Raw genomic sequence first — 18,813 nt, 5'->3', positions numbered from 1 at the left:
GATCCTTTATTTGCGTATCAGCCAGAGTACCTGTGCACCTGCTTGTGGTGCTGACAAAGTATGGCCGGTACCGGCTTTAATATTCTTTTTACTCAGTAGTGTTCTGCCATTCACGGCATCAATCCATACAGCGTTGTAGGCAGCTGTGGCGCCGGGAATATCTATATTGGCCGCACCGGCATTGTAGATGATATAATCACCATGATTATTGCTCAGTGCCCATAGTCCCGGCATGTCTGCCGGATGCATACCCGCAGCGGCAGACAGAAAACCGGGAACAGCTATGGATGGAATACTGGCGAGAGAACCTCCTGCCATGAATACAGCCCAGCCGTATTTATCATAACTATCAGCAGAATACATCACGGCTTTACCCGGATATAAATCGCGATATTCGCGTACTGCCCGATAGATTTCTTTCTCATTACTACGTTTTGGTTTCAGCAAACGTGCGTGCTGACGGGGAGCCAGATTCTGTCCACCCTGTGGTGCATAAACAGTTCCATTCTCCTGGTAATGCCAATAACGGATATCTATCAGATCGATTACCGGCGCACGCTGTGCATCCTGCAGCACAGCATCCTGTACATCTTTGGTAGTACTTAATCCTATGACAGAATGTTGCTGCTTCTCCTGCTCCCAGCCCCTGACCACATCTGCCCAGAAATCCACAAAATGCAAAGGACCTGTAAACTCAGCCCCTATCAGCTGAATGACATTATGGTTATTGCTGAAATTGTCCAGGCATTGACGGATATAAGCACGGTGCAGTTTATTTCTGACAGCATTGGTGGTATCATAAAACTGTTCAGCCATAAAGATGCGCTTACCACCTGCATAAGGTGGCGGCTCCGGAAATCCGGTTTGGTTGATATTGTTGGCTGGCCGCCAGGGGAAGTCCGCATAATGCGCACCTGCCTCGATAATATTGTGCTGAAAATATTGCTGATGGATTAATACCTGTCCGTTCCTGTCAGCCAGTGTGGCAAACTGTTGCAGCCGATACCAATACCAGCGGTTATATTTCGTCAGATCATATTTACTCAATCCTTCCCAGGCTGTTCCTTGTCCGCTACGCGCAAAAGGCTGTTCATAAAACGGTGGCCATACATCTCCATCCAGTCGCAATACCCGCTCATGATCATCTCTTCTTCTTTCATACCATAGTCCGTAATTATGATCAATCGCTACGATATGTTTACGGCTCATCCAGGCAGATACGGAGTCCAGATCATCTGTCAGTCCGGTACCTGTTCTACCCGGCACATAACGGGTAATATGCGGCGTAGCCTCCTGTATTCCATCCGGTCTGATATTCCCTCTCCACCAGGATACATCTCTACGGTCTCCTGTCATCACATCGCCATTATTCACCAGCCATCCGTTCACGACTTTCATACCAGGTACCGCAGCTGATACTGCCTGTTTAACAGGCGCCTGTATACGTGCGCCGTCGGCATTGACAGGAATCGGTGTACGGGTTGCCGCCATACCGATCCATTCGTATAAAGTAGTGGCAGGTTGCATAGATTGTCGGGACAATGCGGCAGCAACATCAGCTGTCGGACTACTGGAAGCGTCTCCCAGTTCCGGTAACAAGTATGCACGTGCTGCAGCTTTATCACCCAGGCGGGCGGACAGTTGTGCATAGTATAAACTGCGTGGCTGGATGTATTCATTGGAAGCATACCATTCACCATCTCCTGCAAACTGCGCCCATGCACCGAAAGCCCAGTTATTAGCGCTTGGTGGACGATAACAGTCTATTCGTGCAGCCGCACATTGCCATAGTACGCTATTCGCAGCGGTCCATCCTGCTCCCTGTCCGTCCTGACCACGGTTGGGAAAACCTAAAGTCTGACCGTTAACAATTACATTATCCAGCAATAGACCAGTCGCCCAGCTATCAATCGCACCACTGAAACTGTAGGGCATATCAGACATACACTGTACAAAAGCATTCGGACCTGCTGCACAAAAACCGGCAGCAAAATCATGATAACCGTACTGTGCGTAGTTACGCTGGAACAAAGTCTGCTGACCAGCAGTAAAGAAGGTATACCGGCGTTGTCCACCGATCTCTGAGACCGGTGCTGTTGATATACAATCTTCTACGGTCACCCTGCGGGCTGTTTCCAGCACTGCTACTGCAGAACCGGCAAAGTGCTCAAAACTGACCTGTCTTACCCAGGCATCTGTGGCATTTTCTATTGCGATGGCTGTCCAGCAATGATCTTCATCCTTCGGATTGGCAGCATCAAAGACTGAACGGCAATGCAGGTTTTCCACACCTGTCTGTGTAATCAATCCGGGCCATTTATATGCCGCAATGGTTGCACTGCCATAAGCAGTATCCAGTGCATTGGTAAGCGGAACATCCAGGGTAACTGTATTTCCTGTTACTTTCATCACCTTACGTGACCAGTGTATTTCTCTATCTCCCGGTTTCCAGCCCAGGGCAGTTATACCACCGCCAAAATGGGCCGTCCCCAGTTGTTGTATCCAGGAAGGCGTACAGGGACGTACTATCTCCACTTCGTCTCCTTCCTGCAATGATACACCTGCTGGTATGTGTACAACATGGCTGTTGACAGGCACATAAGCATCAGTGATTTTTACAGCAGGAGACAGCTGTTTATCATTACGACCGCTGACATGTATGAGTATCGCACGACTATAGCCTGTCGCCAGTAATACCGTACTGTCGCCGCTTCCTCTCAACACGACACCTGACGCATTGATCCGCAGGCTACCGCTGATTTCAAAAGTGCCTTTATCCAGCAATACAGCGCCACGTACACCCTCTTTCAATGGTAAGGACGCTACATAGTCCAGCGCCGCCTGTATGGTAGCGGTCGCATCCCCCTTCATAACAGGCACCCTGACCCTTATAGGGGTCAGGGGCAATGCTTGTTCGCCGGCCATATATCCACACCAGGAAAAATCAGGAACACGATTCCCTTTTTCATCCGGCTGATACGCCAGCTGTCCTTTTTCCCATGATACAGGAGGTAAAGGCGCTTTTGTTTTCTTTGCCTGTGCGGCTGCCAGTAAAGGCAGCCAGCAGGCAACACATATTGTTAATAATCGCTTAGTCATTCCTACGTTTCTTCCATTCGGCTTCCGCCTTTTTCATGTCGATACCTGCTGATGACAGGTAGTTATTGATACGTCCTTTATATTTTCCAAACCAGGCATGTTTCTGTTCTGAAGAACCTGCATCCATTGCTTTCTCACGTGCTTCTTCCAGCCATATTTTAATCTGCTGCTGTTGTTTTTTAGTCAGCTGTGGCAACATTTCCAGATAAGCGTTGTACGTGTTGGGCATAACACCATAAGTCATCCCGTCTTTCACACGTGTAACCTGTTCAGTACTCAGTACGGAAGAAAGCTTTGACAGATAACGCTCATGCAGCTGGTGAATCTGTGTAGTATCTTTCTTTTCATCCAGGTCATGCAGATCAACATATTGCTGTGCAATGATATCCTGCACCTGTATAGTTTTACCCGCATCACGGAGATCCAGTGTAGATACTATTTTAGATGCACGTTCTGTTACGATCATCTGGTAGCTTTTCTTATCGCCTTTGATATCGTTCAGGAAGTCTTCGATATTGGTATATCCATCGCCATTGCTATCCAGTACCGCATCTTTCGGATCTTTCGGATTCATTTTATGACGGGTTTCCCATTCATCAGGAATACCATCACCATCGCTGTCTTTGTATGGTTTGCCCTTGTATTCAGGATAACCGCCTACCTGAGCGATATCGTAGATAATACCTTCCTTATAGGAATCCGGGCTCAGACGGCGTTTGATATATTCACTACCGATCTTTGAATCTGTTTTATCCTTGTATTGAATTTTTCCTGTCCTTACCTGCTCGATCACTCTTGTATCTACGGCATCACGCACCGGCAATGTAGCGCCTGCATTATCCAGTACGTACTGATAAGCGTCCTTCGCTGACATGATCATCATACGTGGCATCGGTAGCGGACTGCTCACACGCATATCTTTTTCGTACTCACCCGCATTATCCATGTCTTCTATCTGCACACCACCATCCCAGTTGTTGGCAGTGATCTTTGGATAACCTTCCATGATATTGCCATTCACATAAGCCCTGCCAAATTCACGGTATTTCAGTTTACTACGACCTGATTCCGGTTTCAGTATCCTGTGACCTACCGCATCGTCTTTAGGTGTGATCGGACCTGGTTTGAAGTAGTTATTCACAATATTGAACTGTGAACGGTAATCGCCACCGTCTACGGTACGATGTTTCCAGTTAAACACTACGTTATTCACAAAGTTGAAGATGCTGTACCAACCGACAGATGGGTTACGACCGGCATTACATGCCCAGAGGTTGCGCATGAAGGAACAGTTTTCTCCGCCAAGTGTACTGCCGAATGCATGGTTGTAAGTATCCAGCGCTTCAGAAGAGATCGTATTCTGGATAGTGATATTCACCGTAGGCAGCTTTTCTTCTGCGTAACCGGTACCCGGATTGTACATGTGACGATAGAGGGAAATATTCTCATCTAATCCCCAGCTGGTAGAGCAATGGTCGATAATGATGTTCCCGATCGGGTTACCACCCAATGCATCATCCCTGCGACCTACCGTTGTTTCACCACGGCGGAAACGCATATAACGGATCACGACGTCATGTGTATTGATCCAGAAAGACTCTCCTGCTACGCAGACACCATCACCAGGCGCGGTTTGTCCGGCAATGGTGATATAAGGCGCCATCAGGATAATCGGCGTTTTCAGGTGAATGATACCTGCTACGTTAAATACGATGGTACGGGCGCCACCAGCCTCACAGGCATCACGTAAAGTACCAGGACCGCTGTCTTCCAGGCTGGTCACCACAAAGACCTTTCCGCCTCTTCCACCGAAGGTATAAGCGCCACCACCTTCCGCACCAGGGAAAGCAGGGATCTGTGCCTGTGGCAGGTCAGTTGGCCGGGAAGCAAATGGAATATAAGGTTTCCCCTGACGGGCTTCCTCTTTTACGATAGGCAATGCTTTTTCCCATGCAGCATCTGAACGTCTTTTAGCGCCTTCCATCAGTGAGTCACTGACTTCCTGTACAGCCTTTGGTATGGTCGGATACTGGGCATAAGCACCCTGCGCCCCTCCAAGGGCAGCAATAAGCAACGTTCCGGCGAGATAATGTTTCATGCGAGTAGTTTAATGGTCTATGAACTTCAACAGTCCAGAGATAATGGTATGCTATTATAATTTTTAGTCTAATGGATTAAAGCCGCCACTCGTCCAGCCTGTCGTCTGTACAAGACTTGGGTTCCTGGTAATATTGGTAGTAGGAATGGCGTAAAAATAATAGTTGGACGGATAGTTGATCGGCTTCTGCGTATCCAGCACATCAACTGTAGCTGTAAAATACGTTGTATAATCCGGTCCGTTCAGATCCAGTTTATCACGCAGCGGAATACCGGTCGCGTCTGGTTTTTCCAGATCGGCCACCGTATAAGGTGCATTGATAGTGATCTTCAGGATGGAACGTTTCTTACCGTTCAGTTTATCAAACAGTTTATTACGGCGCAGGTCATCATAACGTTTGCCTTCGAATGCCAGTTCGATACGGCGCTCGTTCATAATCGTCTCAAACATTTCATCCCTGGACATACCTTGTTTCAGGCCGTAGGTACCACCTTCACCCGGACGGATACCAGCTCTCTTACGGATAGCAGTCAGCATGTCGTAAGCCTCCTGTGTACGGCCGGTGGCATTGGCACACTCCGCCAGGTTCAGCATTACTTCTGCGAAACGCATTTCGATCCAGTCGGTCTTACCCAGCTTGGTGTTATCCTTGATGATAGATGTATTGACATTTTTACGGCAATAGAAACCTGTTGCAGTAGGTTTGTTTTTGTCTTCAGTTACCCCAACATAGTTCCACTGCTTACGCCCTGTTTTATTACTCAGCGGCCATATACAGCCATTGTAGGCAATAGTGGCATCAAAACGAGGATCACGGTTCTTCCAGTAATATACAGGATCATAACCGGAATTAGGATCCGTGATCGGTAAACCGTCTATTGTAGGGTACGTATTCACCAGTTCAAGGGTAGGCTGATAAGATCCTCCGCCACCATTTGACTCAGAGTTCGGACGGGCAGCATCATCAAAGGTGCTGGCCTTGGTAGCACCGTCAAACGAACGAAGCAGGATCACTTCCTTGTTACCTGTTCCTTCATCCAGCCAGATGTTCGCATAGTTAGAGAACAATCCGTAGCCATCCAACACCAGTGTATCATATGCTGCTCTGTTGGCTTTATAAGCCCTTTCCCAGCGTGCAGGGTCGTTATTCGGGTTAAACTGCGGACTTGCCCAATATAACAGCATACGGCCTTTTACACCTAATGCCGCGCCACGGGTGATCCTGCCCTTATCGGCAGTACCCCAGTTACCCGGTAAAGCGGTCGCCATATCAAAATCCCTGGCAATGGAGTCAATACATTCAGAAGTTTTATTCCTGGTAACGAACAGGTTTTCTGTTACCCAGTCCTGCGGATGACTGATGTAAGGCACACCGCCATACAGCTTGATCAACTGGAAATATAACCATCCTCTCAGGAAATACGCCTGTGATTTGATCTTTGTTTTAACATCCTGCGGCAAAGGTCCTTTCTCGATTTCTGTCAGCAGGATATTGGTTTTACGGATATAAGCCCACACATTATTGGACGCATTTCCACCAAAGAAATCTGTGATGTTATCCACAGACAAAGTACCATACCAGATCTTCTGATCGCCGCCATTATAATCATCGGAGATATCATGAATAGCGGTGGGCAGTGTCGCAGCGCTGGCCAGATTAGGCCATGTAGGCATTGACAGATCATATACCCTGTTCAGGTACAGTGTAGCGGTAGATTCATTATCCCATGTACGCTCGTCAATCCCTGTCAGGTCTGTCTTATCAAGTATATCTGAGCACGCGGTCAGACTGACGGTCAGTAATATATAGCTGAATAATTTTCGCATGGCTTAATAATTTAGAGACTTACATTCAGGCCAAAAGTGTAGGTACGCAGGGCAGGATAATCTACTGCCAGGTTGGTAGCCGGATCTTTGTAAGACTGATGGTTGATAATAGACCACAGATTCGTACCTGTCACAAACACACGCAGGTCAGGTATTTTCCAGCGGGAGGCCAGGTTCTGCGGAAGACCATAAGACAACATCATGTTGTTCACTCTCATAGTGGTTGCGCTTACCATCCAGATATCGGATATTTCTTTGATCAGTGGTGCATTGATCAGCGGATACTTCGCATTTGGATTCTCCGGTGACCAGGAATCTTTCCAGATAGCCAGTGCACGCTGGTTTTCATTCGCCGGTGTTCTTGCTGTCTTATCATATACCGTCTGACCACCTACCTGCAGCGACATGTTCACACTGAACTTGAAAGATCTCCAGGATGCGCCCAGGTTGAAGCCTACACCAAAGAGACTGCTACCTCTTGGTGCAATGCGGGTCTTATCCATTTCATTGATCTTACCATCGCTATTGATATCTTCATAATTCATGTATCCGGGAATCGGCTTTTCGCCATCAATCGTCCAGTCTGGATTTTTAGCCAGCAATGCATCGACATCTGCCTGTGTGCGCAGCATACCTACCGCTTTGTATCCTTCCAGTCCGCTGTCGGTTCTACGACCGATCGGGTTTCTCCAGGCAGTATCGCCAGCGCCGTAGTATTTGCGGATCACTTTATTATCACTGATACCGAAGTTGACGGTGGTGTAGTACTTGAACTCTTTGCCGATTTTGCCGTTGTAAGTCAGTCCTGCTTCTATACCATATGACTTCAGACGACCATAGTTCTGATCAGCAATACCACCGCCAAAACTGGTAGGCACTGTATTGCTTGGTTGCATCAGCATGTCATAGTTATAACGGTGATAGAGGTCAATGGCGAAATCGAAGCGGCGGTCAAAGAAACTACCATCAAAACCCAGGTTCTTATACAGGGCTTTCTCCCAGGTAATACTACTGTTAGGAATATCATTGTTATTCAAACCGCTGGTCATCGTGTTACCAAACAGCATACCGGTGGTTTGTGTATAACGCTCTTTGTACTGGTAGTTCTTCACCGCATCGTTACCAGTAAGACCAACCTGGAAACGGATCTTCAGGTCGTTGATAAATTTCACATTATCATGGAAGAATTTCTCCTGGGACACTCTCCAACCAACCGCTACAGAAGGGAAATAACCCCATCTTGAGTTTTTCGGGAAGTTAGGAGAGGCATCTGCACGGAAGGTCGCTTCCAGCAGGTACCGGTCGTTAAAGGCATAATTGATACGGCTGACATAACTCATCCTGCCTGTTTCTCCGGAAGACCCAGAGTTATCATAAAAACTTTTGTCCTGGCTGAAAGCAAACAGTTCATCGATACCTGGTATTACGACCTGCTCACGGCGGGTATCAAATGCGTCAGAAGAAGATTCGCTCTGTTCTGCTACGAGTACTACCGCTATATCATGTTTACCGAAGCTGCGGGCATAGTTGATGGCCTCATTCAGCTGATAACTGGAAGAACTACCATAAGATTCCGTCATCAGGTTACCGTTCTTGATCAGGGTAGTCGGATTGTTGGTAGTCAGCTGATTGGTAAACATCACATTCTGTGTCGTCTCATGTGTACCTTCTTTTACGAAGTTGTACAGGGAATAAGGCACATAGAATTCTTTACCAAAGTTATTCCTGTTACTACGTGCATATTGCACACGGAAAGACAAGCCTTCCACAGCCGGCAGTTTATATTCCAGGGCCGCATTGATCGTCTGTCCCTGTGTACGGGAGCGGCTGTAACTACCTGTTTTTACCAGTTCTCCCGGATGCCATCCTGGTACGGATGAAAATACAGGCCTGTCGTCGATATACATCGGTACCCATCCCGGTGTCAGCAAAAGGGCGCTTACGGTAGCACTCATCTGGTCGGACTGTTCAGTCAGGCCGGACTGCACTGTTTTGGGCGTAGGACGATTGATCTTTGAATTATCTGTTGCAAACGAGATCGTAGCGGTCAGGTTGTCGGTGATCTTGGTATTGAGTCCCATACGCAGACCATATTTGGTCGCATTCAGATCGCCGACGTTACCATCTTCTGAATAGTAGTTGCCACCTGCGAAGAAGGTAATTCTTTCTGTACCACCGCTGACATTGATAGTATGACGGCTCAGGTGAGAGCTTTTCCATACATTGTCAATCCAGTTGTTGTTATGCGTTTGCAGATATTCCAGCTCCTGCGGTGTATAGAATTTATTTGTATTCGCGTCTTTCAGCGCAGTATACTTATTATTCAACAGCACAGCATGATCGTGAGCCGTCAGCATCTCCGGAATATAGGTAGCGGAAGAAATACCATGCGAACCTGAATAGCTGATACGGGGTTTACCCGGGCGGCCCATTTTGGTTTTTACCAGTACCACACCATTCGCACCACGGGCGCCATAGATCGAAGCAGCCGCGTCTTTCAGGAAAGTAATGCTTTCTATCTGGGTAGCATCCAGGTTGTCAAAATCCTGTTTTGTCAGCTGGAAACCGTCGATTACATACAATGGATCAATAGAGGAGCCAGTTGCAGCCCAGGTCACCGGATTACGGATGGTCAGACTGGTAGAGGAACCCGGCCGACCAGAAGATTGCGCCACTGACACACCAGGTACTTTGTTCTGCAGGGCAGTTGCCAGATTGGCTACCGGCAGGTCTTCAATATCACTGGCATTCACGGCAGCAACAGCACCGAGTACATTGGCGCGTTTCTGTGTACCATAACCAATGATAACTGTTTCTGTCAGGGCTTTCACATCCTTGGCCAGATAAACAGTGATATTCTCTTTTTTGTTAACAGGGATCTCCTGTGTAACATATCCGATCAGGGATACGACGATGGTTGAATTCTCGTGTACCTTGAGTGTATAGGAGCCGTCAGGCATAGTGGTAGTCCCTTTGTTGCCGACTTTTACACGTACAACTACTCCGGGCAGGCCGGTACCTTCTTCTGTCCCTATTACTTTTCCCTTGAGGATAATTTCTTTTGCCTGAGCAATGGCCGGCGGCGTTGCGTTGGAATTATTAACGGCCAGTTGCTGTGCGGATGCCATCATTTGTAACAACAAGGCTCCGGGCAATAACAGTTTCTTGTGGAATAAAAAGTCTTTCATCAGCTGATTTTTTTGCTGAAATACAGCACGTATTAAGCGGTTGGCATAACGAAATGCTGCTTTAATTGTGGAATTACTAGTAATGGTATCCTTAATTCAGGAAACGGTATTGCCATAATCGATGGCAAAAGGTCTTTTGCGCGATCAGGTGGTGGAATACAAAATTTTTCATACCAAAGGAATTTTTAAGTCTATCTTACCTTCACCGAAGCACTTGACAATATGTACTGGACCAGTCTTTGAGCTACAGCCCCCCCTGCACAACCATGGAATCGTTTATAGCTATTTATCTACAGTGTCGTAGTGACACTAATTTCCGACAAGCTACAGAATTATTTACTTCTCTTACTTTTTATTTACGCAATCGTTGCCGGAACTGGCGGATGGTATTTGCAGGGTATGTGGCAGGTAGTATGTTATCTCCGGACATGAGCGGTACATCCTTATCCGGAGCGGATTAGCGAGGAAAATTATATTGAAAATACATAAAAGACAAAGGGAATATCAATAGTGAAAATGTTGTAACAACAGTATAGAAGATACACAAAATGGGCTATTTTTACTCCTTCACTTAACTATCGTTAACATAACCGGGGTGCTTGATCGCATTTGCCTGTCGTATAGCGCTTGAAACTTTTGGAATCGATGCCTGTGTGTCATTGGTGCCAAAAACTGAGCTAAAACAACATTACATGAGTAAATATAACATGATAGATGCTGGGAGGCAAATGTATATGGATGGCAAATCATTAAAAGAAATTATTATAAAATATCACATATGAGCGTAAAAAAATTAATGGCAGAGTTATCCTCCTGAAGAATTGGTTGATTCGTTCGTATTTCCAGTCAAATTAAATAAAAAGCAAAAAGAAGAGGCAGCAAAACAGCTTGCTGCCGCAAGAATAAAATCTCAGTTAGAAGCGACACAGGAGGATAAACTTGTATTAGGATTATTACGTTCTAAAATTTCAGATTGAGACGTACATAAAAAGCGAAAAATATGATAATAAGTTATCGTTCGGCTATTTTCTAAAAGAATATGTTTCTTTATTGCAAATAAAAAGAAAACTGTTCGCAGAAGAGATGAGCATCGACGAAACATTACTTAGTCAGCTTATTAATCAAAAAAGAGATCCTCCTGAATACCTTATGGTAAGATTGGAAATCCATTCCAATAATGCTATTCCCGTTGATTATTAGTTCAGGGTTATGGAAAAACGTCGCGAACATGATATCAAAACTAATAAGGAACTACGAAGGAAAGAGAAAAAATTCGTTCAGAATAAACTATCAATTGCCATTTGAAAATACAACCTTATTAGAGCATTATAGAGCGTTTCCTAATGTACGACCATCACATTTGTATAAAAACTATAATTCTTAGACCTGATTGTCACAATATACGCACCTGACGGTATATTACTCACATCCAGCGTCAGCACTTTACTATCCATGAAAAGCTCCTTTTCATACACCACCACGCCCCGGAAGCTCGCCATGGTGATTGTCGCCTTTTCATTCACTGTACCAGTAAACTGTAAGCGCATCATACTGGTAGCAGGATTAGGATATACTTTTTCAAAATAACCGCCGAAAAGCGCCTGTACTGACAGCTGTTCAGATGCCAGACTAGGATTACCTGCTGCATCATGTGCAGCATTTGCCGCCAGATCAACCGTCACCGGACCATCATACATCGGCGTCACCAATACCGTCATAACGTTATTACTGATACTGTTGAGATCTGAAATAGTGGCATTGGTAGCACGCAGATAACTCAGATCAAAATCTGCGATGGCTTCGCTGAAGCTGATATACAACAGGAAGGCTGCCCTGAAGGGTGACGACTCAATCGTGTTGAGTGTTACAGCCGGTGATTTCTTATCTATAAATACTTTACTGTTATCAGTAGTCGTTTGGATCGTATCGCCTGTATTACCGTTCAGATCTCTGAATATGATACGGAAAGGTACCTGTCCGTCGGGATCATTTTCAGTTACTGTATATCTCGCCACATATTCCTTAGGCCCCAATGCAGTGACTGTAGCAGGGTTATTACCGATCGTGATTGCCGGCACATCGATCACATCATCTACTGAAAAATAGACGGTAATTACATCACCGGTTGTCGCGTATGCAGGATTTTTATTCGCAGATAAAATAACTACTGACATAGCGCCCGGCACCGTCAGATCTGTGATAATAGGTACACCGGCACTCTGCGGACTCATATTGCCTGCCGCATCTGTAGCAGTGGCCCGCAGGTTATGATTGCCGTCGGCAACATTGGTAGGAGTAATCATTGTTGTCCAGCTGCCGCTTGCATCTGTTGTAACCGTTGTGAGTACTTTTCCGTCAATGTATATCGTCACGCGTGTATTTGGTTCAGCCAAACCACTGATCATCATATCTCTTTGTGTAAACACTGCATTACTGCCCGGTACAATGATTACCGGGGCCGGCGGCGGATTACCATCTATTACTATCAGGCTTTGTGCCGCAACAGAACCCGGATTACCTGGTACAGGTAATGTCAGTACTGCCTGTAAACCACGACTGCCAAGAATAGCCGCTCCATTGGGCTGTAAGGCATCTGCGGAGGCATAATCCAGTCTGGTGCTGGTATCTCCACGGCTAACAGTGTAAGTAAATGAGAGTGTATTTGTACTATCCCCTAAGACATAGGATGCATTGACCGCTTTTCCCGCAATATTCAGCTGAAGTACAGGCGTTCCTCCGCTTACATGTACAATCTGGTCAAAAGTTATCTGAAATGTAATCGTAGTGCCGATACCGTAGATCCCATCGGGAGTTGTCGTGGTGATCGCCATTACAACAGGAATACTATCGGCGTCAGGCGCCTCCTTAGATACACTGTCCACTATTTTTGCCACTGTGTCAGACTGCGAAAAAAGCTGGATGTTGTCTGCGATACTGTTATTCTGTGCGTGAATAAAAATAGTTGAGACAAGACAATAAATGATAGTGAGAGCCACTGAGGGAAGTGTCCTCTTAATTGGTATAGTCATCAGGCTTTCTCGGATAGTTAAATTACTATCAAAGTACGCAATAGTTTCCTGAAAAAAGAATAAAAATATTATATATGTAATACAGTAAAAGGGCGGCCGATACACGGGCCGCCCTTTTACTGTATTACATTCCTGTATATTAATCAGTTATCTTTTAGCCGTTTCAACAATTCTTCTTTACCAACGGTCAGTAGTTCTCCTACCTTTTTCCCATCGTGGTAAGTAACGATACTCAGGTTTGCTGCGCCTGCCGGAAATACCAGGGGCTGTCCGGTGTATTGCGGATACATATTATCCGGATCAGAATTATCAAATGTGTAGTAAATATCCAGTCCTTTAATTTCGGTGGACAGTTGCACGGACAGTTGTCCGTTATTATCTTTTGACGGTTTTACAATAGCGTTCCAGGCGCTACGGGAGTATTTAATATGCGCAGTGTCAAATCTTACAAAATGCACTTCCATTCTCTGCACAAACTTATTCCAGTTACGTTTGGCTTTAGGACTCCAGTAAACCTCTGACAATGCCAATGCGCGTGGCCAGGTCATATACTGAATATGACGATAGTTAGCGATGGATTCCGTCCAGAGATTTCCCTGTCCGCCGAGAATATACTTTTCATCCACACCATCCGGTACCGGATCATAGTTGTATGAATCACTCAGTCTGCACATACCATAGGTAGGCGGCTCCGCAGCAGGATCTCCCTGGTAGAGGTCCAGGTAACAATACTCCCAGGGGCTCATGACCACATGGTGATTCATCTTAGCTGCTTCTATCCCTCCTTTCATCCCTCTCCAGCTCATAACGGTCGCCTCCGGCGCTAATCCGCCTTCCAGGATCTCGTCCCATCCAATGAGTTTTTTGCCTTTACTCCGGAGTATCTTTTCCAACCGTTTTACAAAATAGCTTTGCAGTTCATCCACATTTTTCAGGTTTTCCTGCTCCATTCTTTTGCGACATTTCGGACAATTATCCCAGAAGCCTTTATAAGCCTCATCTCCTCCCACATGGATATAATTGAAAGGGAATAGTGCCGCGATCTCTGTAAATACTTTATCAAGTACGAGATATACCGAATCATTGCCGATACAAAGCGCATTATCTTCTTTTTTGTAAAAATGACTGCCCGGATTGACGTTATAGTGCAATTGTGTACAGGACAGATTCGGATAAGCTGCGATCATCGCCAGACTATGCGCCGGTACATCTATTTCCGGCAGAACGGTGATATAGCGGGCCTGCGCATATGCCAGTATTTCCTTTATGTCTTCCTGGGTATAAAAACCACCCTCTTTTGCCGGCTCTCCTGGTTGCGGAGATTCAAACGTCCCCCATCTGCCGGTACGAGCCACCCGCCATGCACCCACCTTTGTCAGTTCCGGCAGACTTTTGATCTCAATACGCCAGCCATTGTCATCACTGAGGTGCCAGTGGAAAATATTGTATTTGTACCTGGCCATTTCATCGATATAGCGCTTCACTTCCTCTTTGGTATAGAAATGCCTGCTGACGTCCAACATCAAGCCTCTCCAGCCAAAACGGGGATAATCAATGATATCTGTACAGGGTACTGACCAGATACGTTCAATGGGTTGACTGCTTTCAATATCCGGTGGTAACAATTGCAACAATGTCTGTAAACCATAAAATACACCGGCAGGGCTTGGAGCTTTCAGGGTAATCTCTGTAGGAGTAACCTTCAGCTTATACCCTTCCTGCTTATCTGCCTGACTCAACACGATACGCAGCACCTTCGTCCCCGTTTTCGCAGTTTTCAGATGGAAGCCAGTAGCTGTCGCAATACGGTCGCTAAACCATTGCAGTGTACTATCTAACTGTGTACCTGCCGAAGGTGCAACGATGACAACACTTTTATCAATGATGAATTCTCCCGGTTGTTCATATAGCTCAACCGGCGCAGGTATAATGTTAAACCGCTGGGCAAATGCCTGCACTACAAGGCAGCATAAGGCCAGGCAAAACAATGCTTTCTTCATTACAAGATATTTTAAGGGCTATTAAGGTAATAAAATAGTTGCTGGATACACAGCGTTATCCACACAGGCGCCCTACTATTTTCCTGCATCAGGACGCCTGTGAAAAAGATCCGTCCCTATCTGTTACTTACGCGTAAACCTGCTGCTGATACCTGGCTGTATCCTGCAGACTCCAGTCAATATTTCCCCGTACGATCATCGCCAGACAAAAAGCATACTTATACACTTCCTCATCTGTTTTATCGTCAAATGTGGGCAAGGAATGGAAGATGCGCTCAAATTGGATCATTTCCTGGTTATGCAGCCGGACTGTTTCATTGATGGCAGCTTCTATATCCAGTTGCCGTTCCTCCCGGATGACCAGCACCAGGTTGTGCGTATCGCCCTGTTCCAGCTCTTTTCCCAGCGAATAAAGGTCATTGGCCCAACACCCCAGGTGACCGCATAACAGGGTCAGATTGGACAGTTTCTTGTGATTAATGATGTCCTCCGGGAGATGCACCTGTTCCGCCAGCTCTATCAGGGTAGCAGCGATATGCGCTCCCCCTATCAGCGGACGGGATTCGATGTAATCGGCGACTGAGGGTATACGGTCCGCATTGACATTCTGGTTCTGCCAGTTGACGGCATTGAACAGTTTGAACATATCCTGCACAAAGGTCTGCTGATAACTGAGGGAAGTACAGGCCTGTACCCGCTGCCATACATCGGTCAGCGCTGCCAGGATGTTCATATGTCCTTTTGCTACCATCGCCTGGGTAATGCTTTTATGCACAATATCCTTATCGGGCGTCTGCCTGTTCTGCCAGTCCTCCAGGGTGTAACGGTGGCCGTCTTTCAGGATACCCAGGCAGGCATAAAGCAATTTTTTAAGGTTCTCCGGATGCTGTGCTTCTTCATCCTTGTTATCAAAGATGTCATCCATCAGAAAAAGTAATACCAGGAGGTCATTGGCCAGACAGAGGCGTCCATACTCCGCTGTGGGATAAAAACGGGAGGTCATATAGGCAAATTTAGCCTCCCGGTACCCACGGATCGCCTCATGCAGCCCAAACCGCTCCACCCATTGTGTAGTATGCGCTTCGACGGAACTGGCGTAAGGACTGATCTGGGAATTGAAGGGGCAATACAGCGCAGGAATGCTGAATGTAGGATACAACATAACAAAGTGATTTAGAAATGTCAGGAGATTCTGTTATCACTTTGAATTTAAAAAATCCATGCGTGCCTTTATAAGGGAAGTATATACTTACCGGGAGATAAACGGCTATTAATCAGTTTGCTATTGTGGGGCTAAACTTGATGATCTCGTTATATAACTGACTTGAAGTAGTAATAGGTTTCACCAGGTAACCATCTGCGCCGAAGTTTTTCATGTCGCTGATGGTCTCCTCATAGGCGTCTGCAGAGCAGATAATCACGGGTACATCTGCCAGCTGAGGGTGATGTTTTATCCTGTACAGCATTTCCTTGCCGCTGATACCCGGCATATTCAGGTCCAGCAGGATAAGGTTAGGCGGTTGTTCATTTGCCAGCCACAAGGCATTTTCCAGGCTATCTGCCACCATGACGCTGCTGACCATCTTTCGCAGTAGTCTTTCTGCGATGGTTCTGCACATGACATCGTCATCCACGACCAGTATATGCAGGGGCAGCAGGTCTTCCTGTGCGTTTGTGTTATTTACCGCAGATACCGGTGGCAGGATCTTGGCCTGCGGAATAACGCCCTGTTCCAATGGTAATGTCAGCGTAAATGTGCTGCCTTTTCCGGGAATACTTCTGACAGTGATATTTCCACCCATCCGATGTGCAAAGTGCCGGGAAATGGTCAATCCAAGCCCTGTGGATTCCGTTTGCTGATGTTGCTGGGAAACATAGGGACTGAATATTTTCTCCAGGTTCTTTTCTTCAATACCCACGCCTTCATCCGTAATATCCATACAAATGGTCGCATTATTCAGGAGATATACATGCAGGCGGACGGTCGTATCGTTTCTGCTGAACTTAATGGCATTGGTAAGCAGATTTATTACAATACGGTGCATTTTCGCAGTGTCAGTGATGATATATTCGGGCACATCTTCATTGATGCGACAGGCTATTTTCACCGCTTTCCTGTTTCCCAGTACCTGATAACCGGCGGCGCGTTTAGCAAACCATTCACGTACCCTGACAGAAGAGCGGGTAATTTCATCATAAGAACCTGATTCTATTTTACTCAGGCTCAATACATCGTTCATCACCAGCTTTACGTCCTGCGTGGCGAAATACATGCTGGACACCTGTTCATAATCTACCATAATCGGCTCTCCCGGTTCAGTATGTGCAGGGTCAAACCAGTCTTCGAGGATACTCTCAATCACATTAATAGAACCCCTGAGATCATGACTTGTCTTAGCGATAAAGTTACTCTTGGACATGCTTTTTATCTCAAGCCGCCTGATCCAGTCAGAGAAGTCCTGGCTGTAAAACCGCAGTACCATGATATTGAGGAAAGTCACCAGGAAGAAGATGATACCGTACATCAGATTACCTGCGCTCTCGGGATAAGGCAGATGATCGACTATTTTATAAAATGCGTTGACTTCAAGTAACAGTGCGATACACAGTAAAAAAGAGATACTGAGTATCTGTTCTTTTCTTCGTTCAAATAGCAGAAAACTAAAGCCGATCATGAAGATTACAATACCTTCTATACAGGCTGCCCGTCCGAGGAAGAGGCCAAAGAAAAAAAGTCCGAAGGAATGTACCAGGAAAGTCAGCAGGGCTGCTCTGTTAAACTGATGTTTTTTATTCAGCATCACTGCGATGGTTAACACGCCTGCTTCTATCCATGGAGAGATCCACGTCAGCCAGCTGCCGGTGATGGCATATAACACAGGTCCCATGATGAATGCCAGTATAGCAGGGATAATCGCCATTACGTTTACAATAACGACTGTGGTGCGCTTCCTGTTTTCCTGCAAAACATCCGTTCCCGTCTTAATCAGGGAAAGCAATCTGTACATATTTTGAGGTTTTCTCCGGTGTAACGTTGCCAGGTGTCTGGTCACTGCTAAATTAGTGAAAATGAGTGACAAGTAATGAAAAGACGCGACTGTAAAAACAAATTCCGGGAAAAGCCTGAGGGCCTTCTCCCGGAATGATCATTAGCAGTTCCTGCTGACCCTACAAGTTAACGAGGGAAAGTGGGGGCATACCGGAACTGTGCTACAATAGCCCTGCCTACCTTGGTTGTGGATTAACGAACGGATGAAGAATAACGGTAGACAAAGAGCCAACACTAAAAAAGTTTACGAACAAGCATCCCTTTTGACGGGTTATCCCGAAGGATGCGCCATCTACATGATCACTTAATACGTTATAATATTTTTCAGAGAATGTCCCGCCTGGATAAGCAGAACAGCTAGATATCCTCAATATACCATTAAAAGAATCTGCTTTTCAGTCCTCTGTTATCAGCGGAGGCCAGACCTTTGCAGTCTACAAAGGTCCGGGCATCCTGCTGATTGATCTTTATGCGGACATCCCTACTCCGTAAGTAGTTGAGGAAAACAGCATTCTAAGGAGAA

At 46.1% G+C, this 18,813-nt stretch carries 8 protein-coding genes; all 8 read right to left on the bottom strand.

The window, feature by feature from the left end; genetic code table 11:
- Positions 1 to 6: 6 nt before the first annotated feature.
- Positions 7 to 3,099: a DUF6298 domain-containing protein gene (locus CPIN_RS09075; protein WP_012789475.1), complete on the bottom strand. Its 3,093-nt coding sequence runs from the start codon at positions 3,097 to 3,099 to the stop codon at positions 7 to 9.
- Positions 3,092 to 5,197, bottom strand: a complete 2,106-nt coding sequence (locus tag CPIN_RS09070; RefSeq protein ID WP_012789474.1) for a DUF3826 domain-containing protein — start codon at positions 5,195 to 5,197, stop codon at positions 3,092 to 3,094. Before CPIN_RS09070 ends, CPIN_RS09075 begins: the two co-directional genes overlap by 8 nt.
- A gap of 63 nt (positions 5,198 to 5,260) precedes the next feature.
- On the bottom strand, positions 5,261 to 7,024 hold the full coding sequence (locus CPIN_RS09065; RefSeq protein ID WP_012789473.1) for a RagB/SusD family nutrient uptake outer membrane protein: 1,764 nt from the start codon (positions 7,022 to 7,024) through the stop codon (positions 5,261 to 5,263).
- Positions 7,025 to 7,035: 11 nt separating this feature from the next.
- The gene (locus CPIN_RS09060; RefSeq protein WP_012789472.1) at positions 7,036 to 10,212 is read right to left on the bottom strand and encodes a SusC/RagA family TonB-linked outer membrane protein; all 3,177 of its coding nucleotides are present in this window, start codon (positions 10,210 to 10,212) and stop codon (positions 7,036 to 7,038) included.
- Between the two features lie 1,340 nt (positions 10,213 to 11,552).
- On the bottom strand, positions 11,553 to 13,094 hold the full coding sequence (locus CPIN_RS09055) for a T9SS type A sorting domain-containing protein (RefSeq protein WP_044218199.1): 1,542 nt from the start codon (positions 13,092 to 13,094) through the stop codon (positions 11,553 to 11,555).
- A 290-nt stretch (positions 13,095 to 13,384) separates the two neighbouring features.
- The gene (locus CPIN_RS09050) at positions 13,385 to 15,241 is read right to left on the bottom strand and encodes a beta-N-acetylhexosaminidase (RefSeq protein ID WP_012789470.1); all 1,857 of its coding nucleotides are present in this window, start codon (positions 15,239 to 15,241) and stop codon (positions 13,385 to 13,387) included.
- Between the two features lie 127 nt (positions 15,242 to 15,368).
- A complete protein-coding gene (locus CPIN_RS09045; protein WP_012789469.1) occupies positions 15,369 to 16,403 on the bottom strand; it encodes a terpene synthase family protein in 1,035 nt (344 codons plus the stop codon).
- Between the two features lie 112 nt (positions 16,404 to 16,515).
- Positions 16,516 to 18,249 (bottom strand): hybrid sensor histidine kinase/response regulator, encoded by a 1,734-nt coding sequence (locus tag CPIN_RS09040; RefSeq protein ID WP_012789468.1) that lies wholly within the window; start codon positions 18,247 to 18,249, stop codon positions 16,516 to 16,518.
- Positions 18,250 to 18,813: the final 564 nt, after the last annotated feature.

The sequence above is a fragment of the Chitinophaga pinensis DSM 2588 genome, assembly GCF_000024005.1.
GTDB classification, from domain to species: Bacteria; Bacteroidota; Bacteroidia; order Chitinophagales; family Chitinophagaceae; genus Chitinophaga; species Chitinophaga pinensis.
The sequence above is the reverse complement of the archived record's forward strand: the minus strand, read 5'-3'. Positions and strand labels throughout refer to the sequence as shown.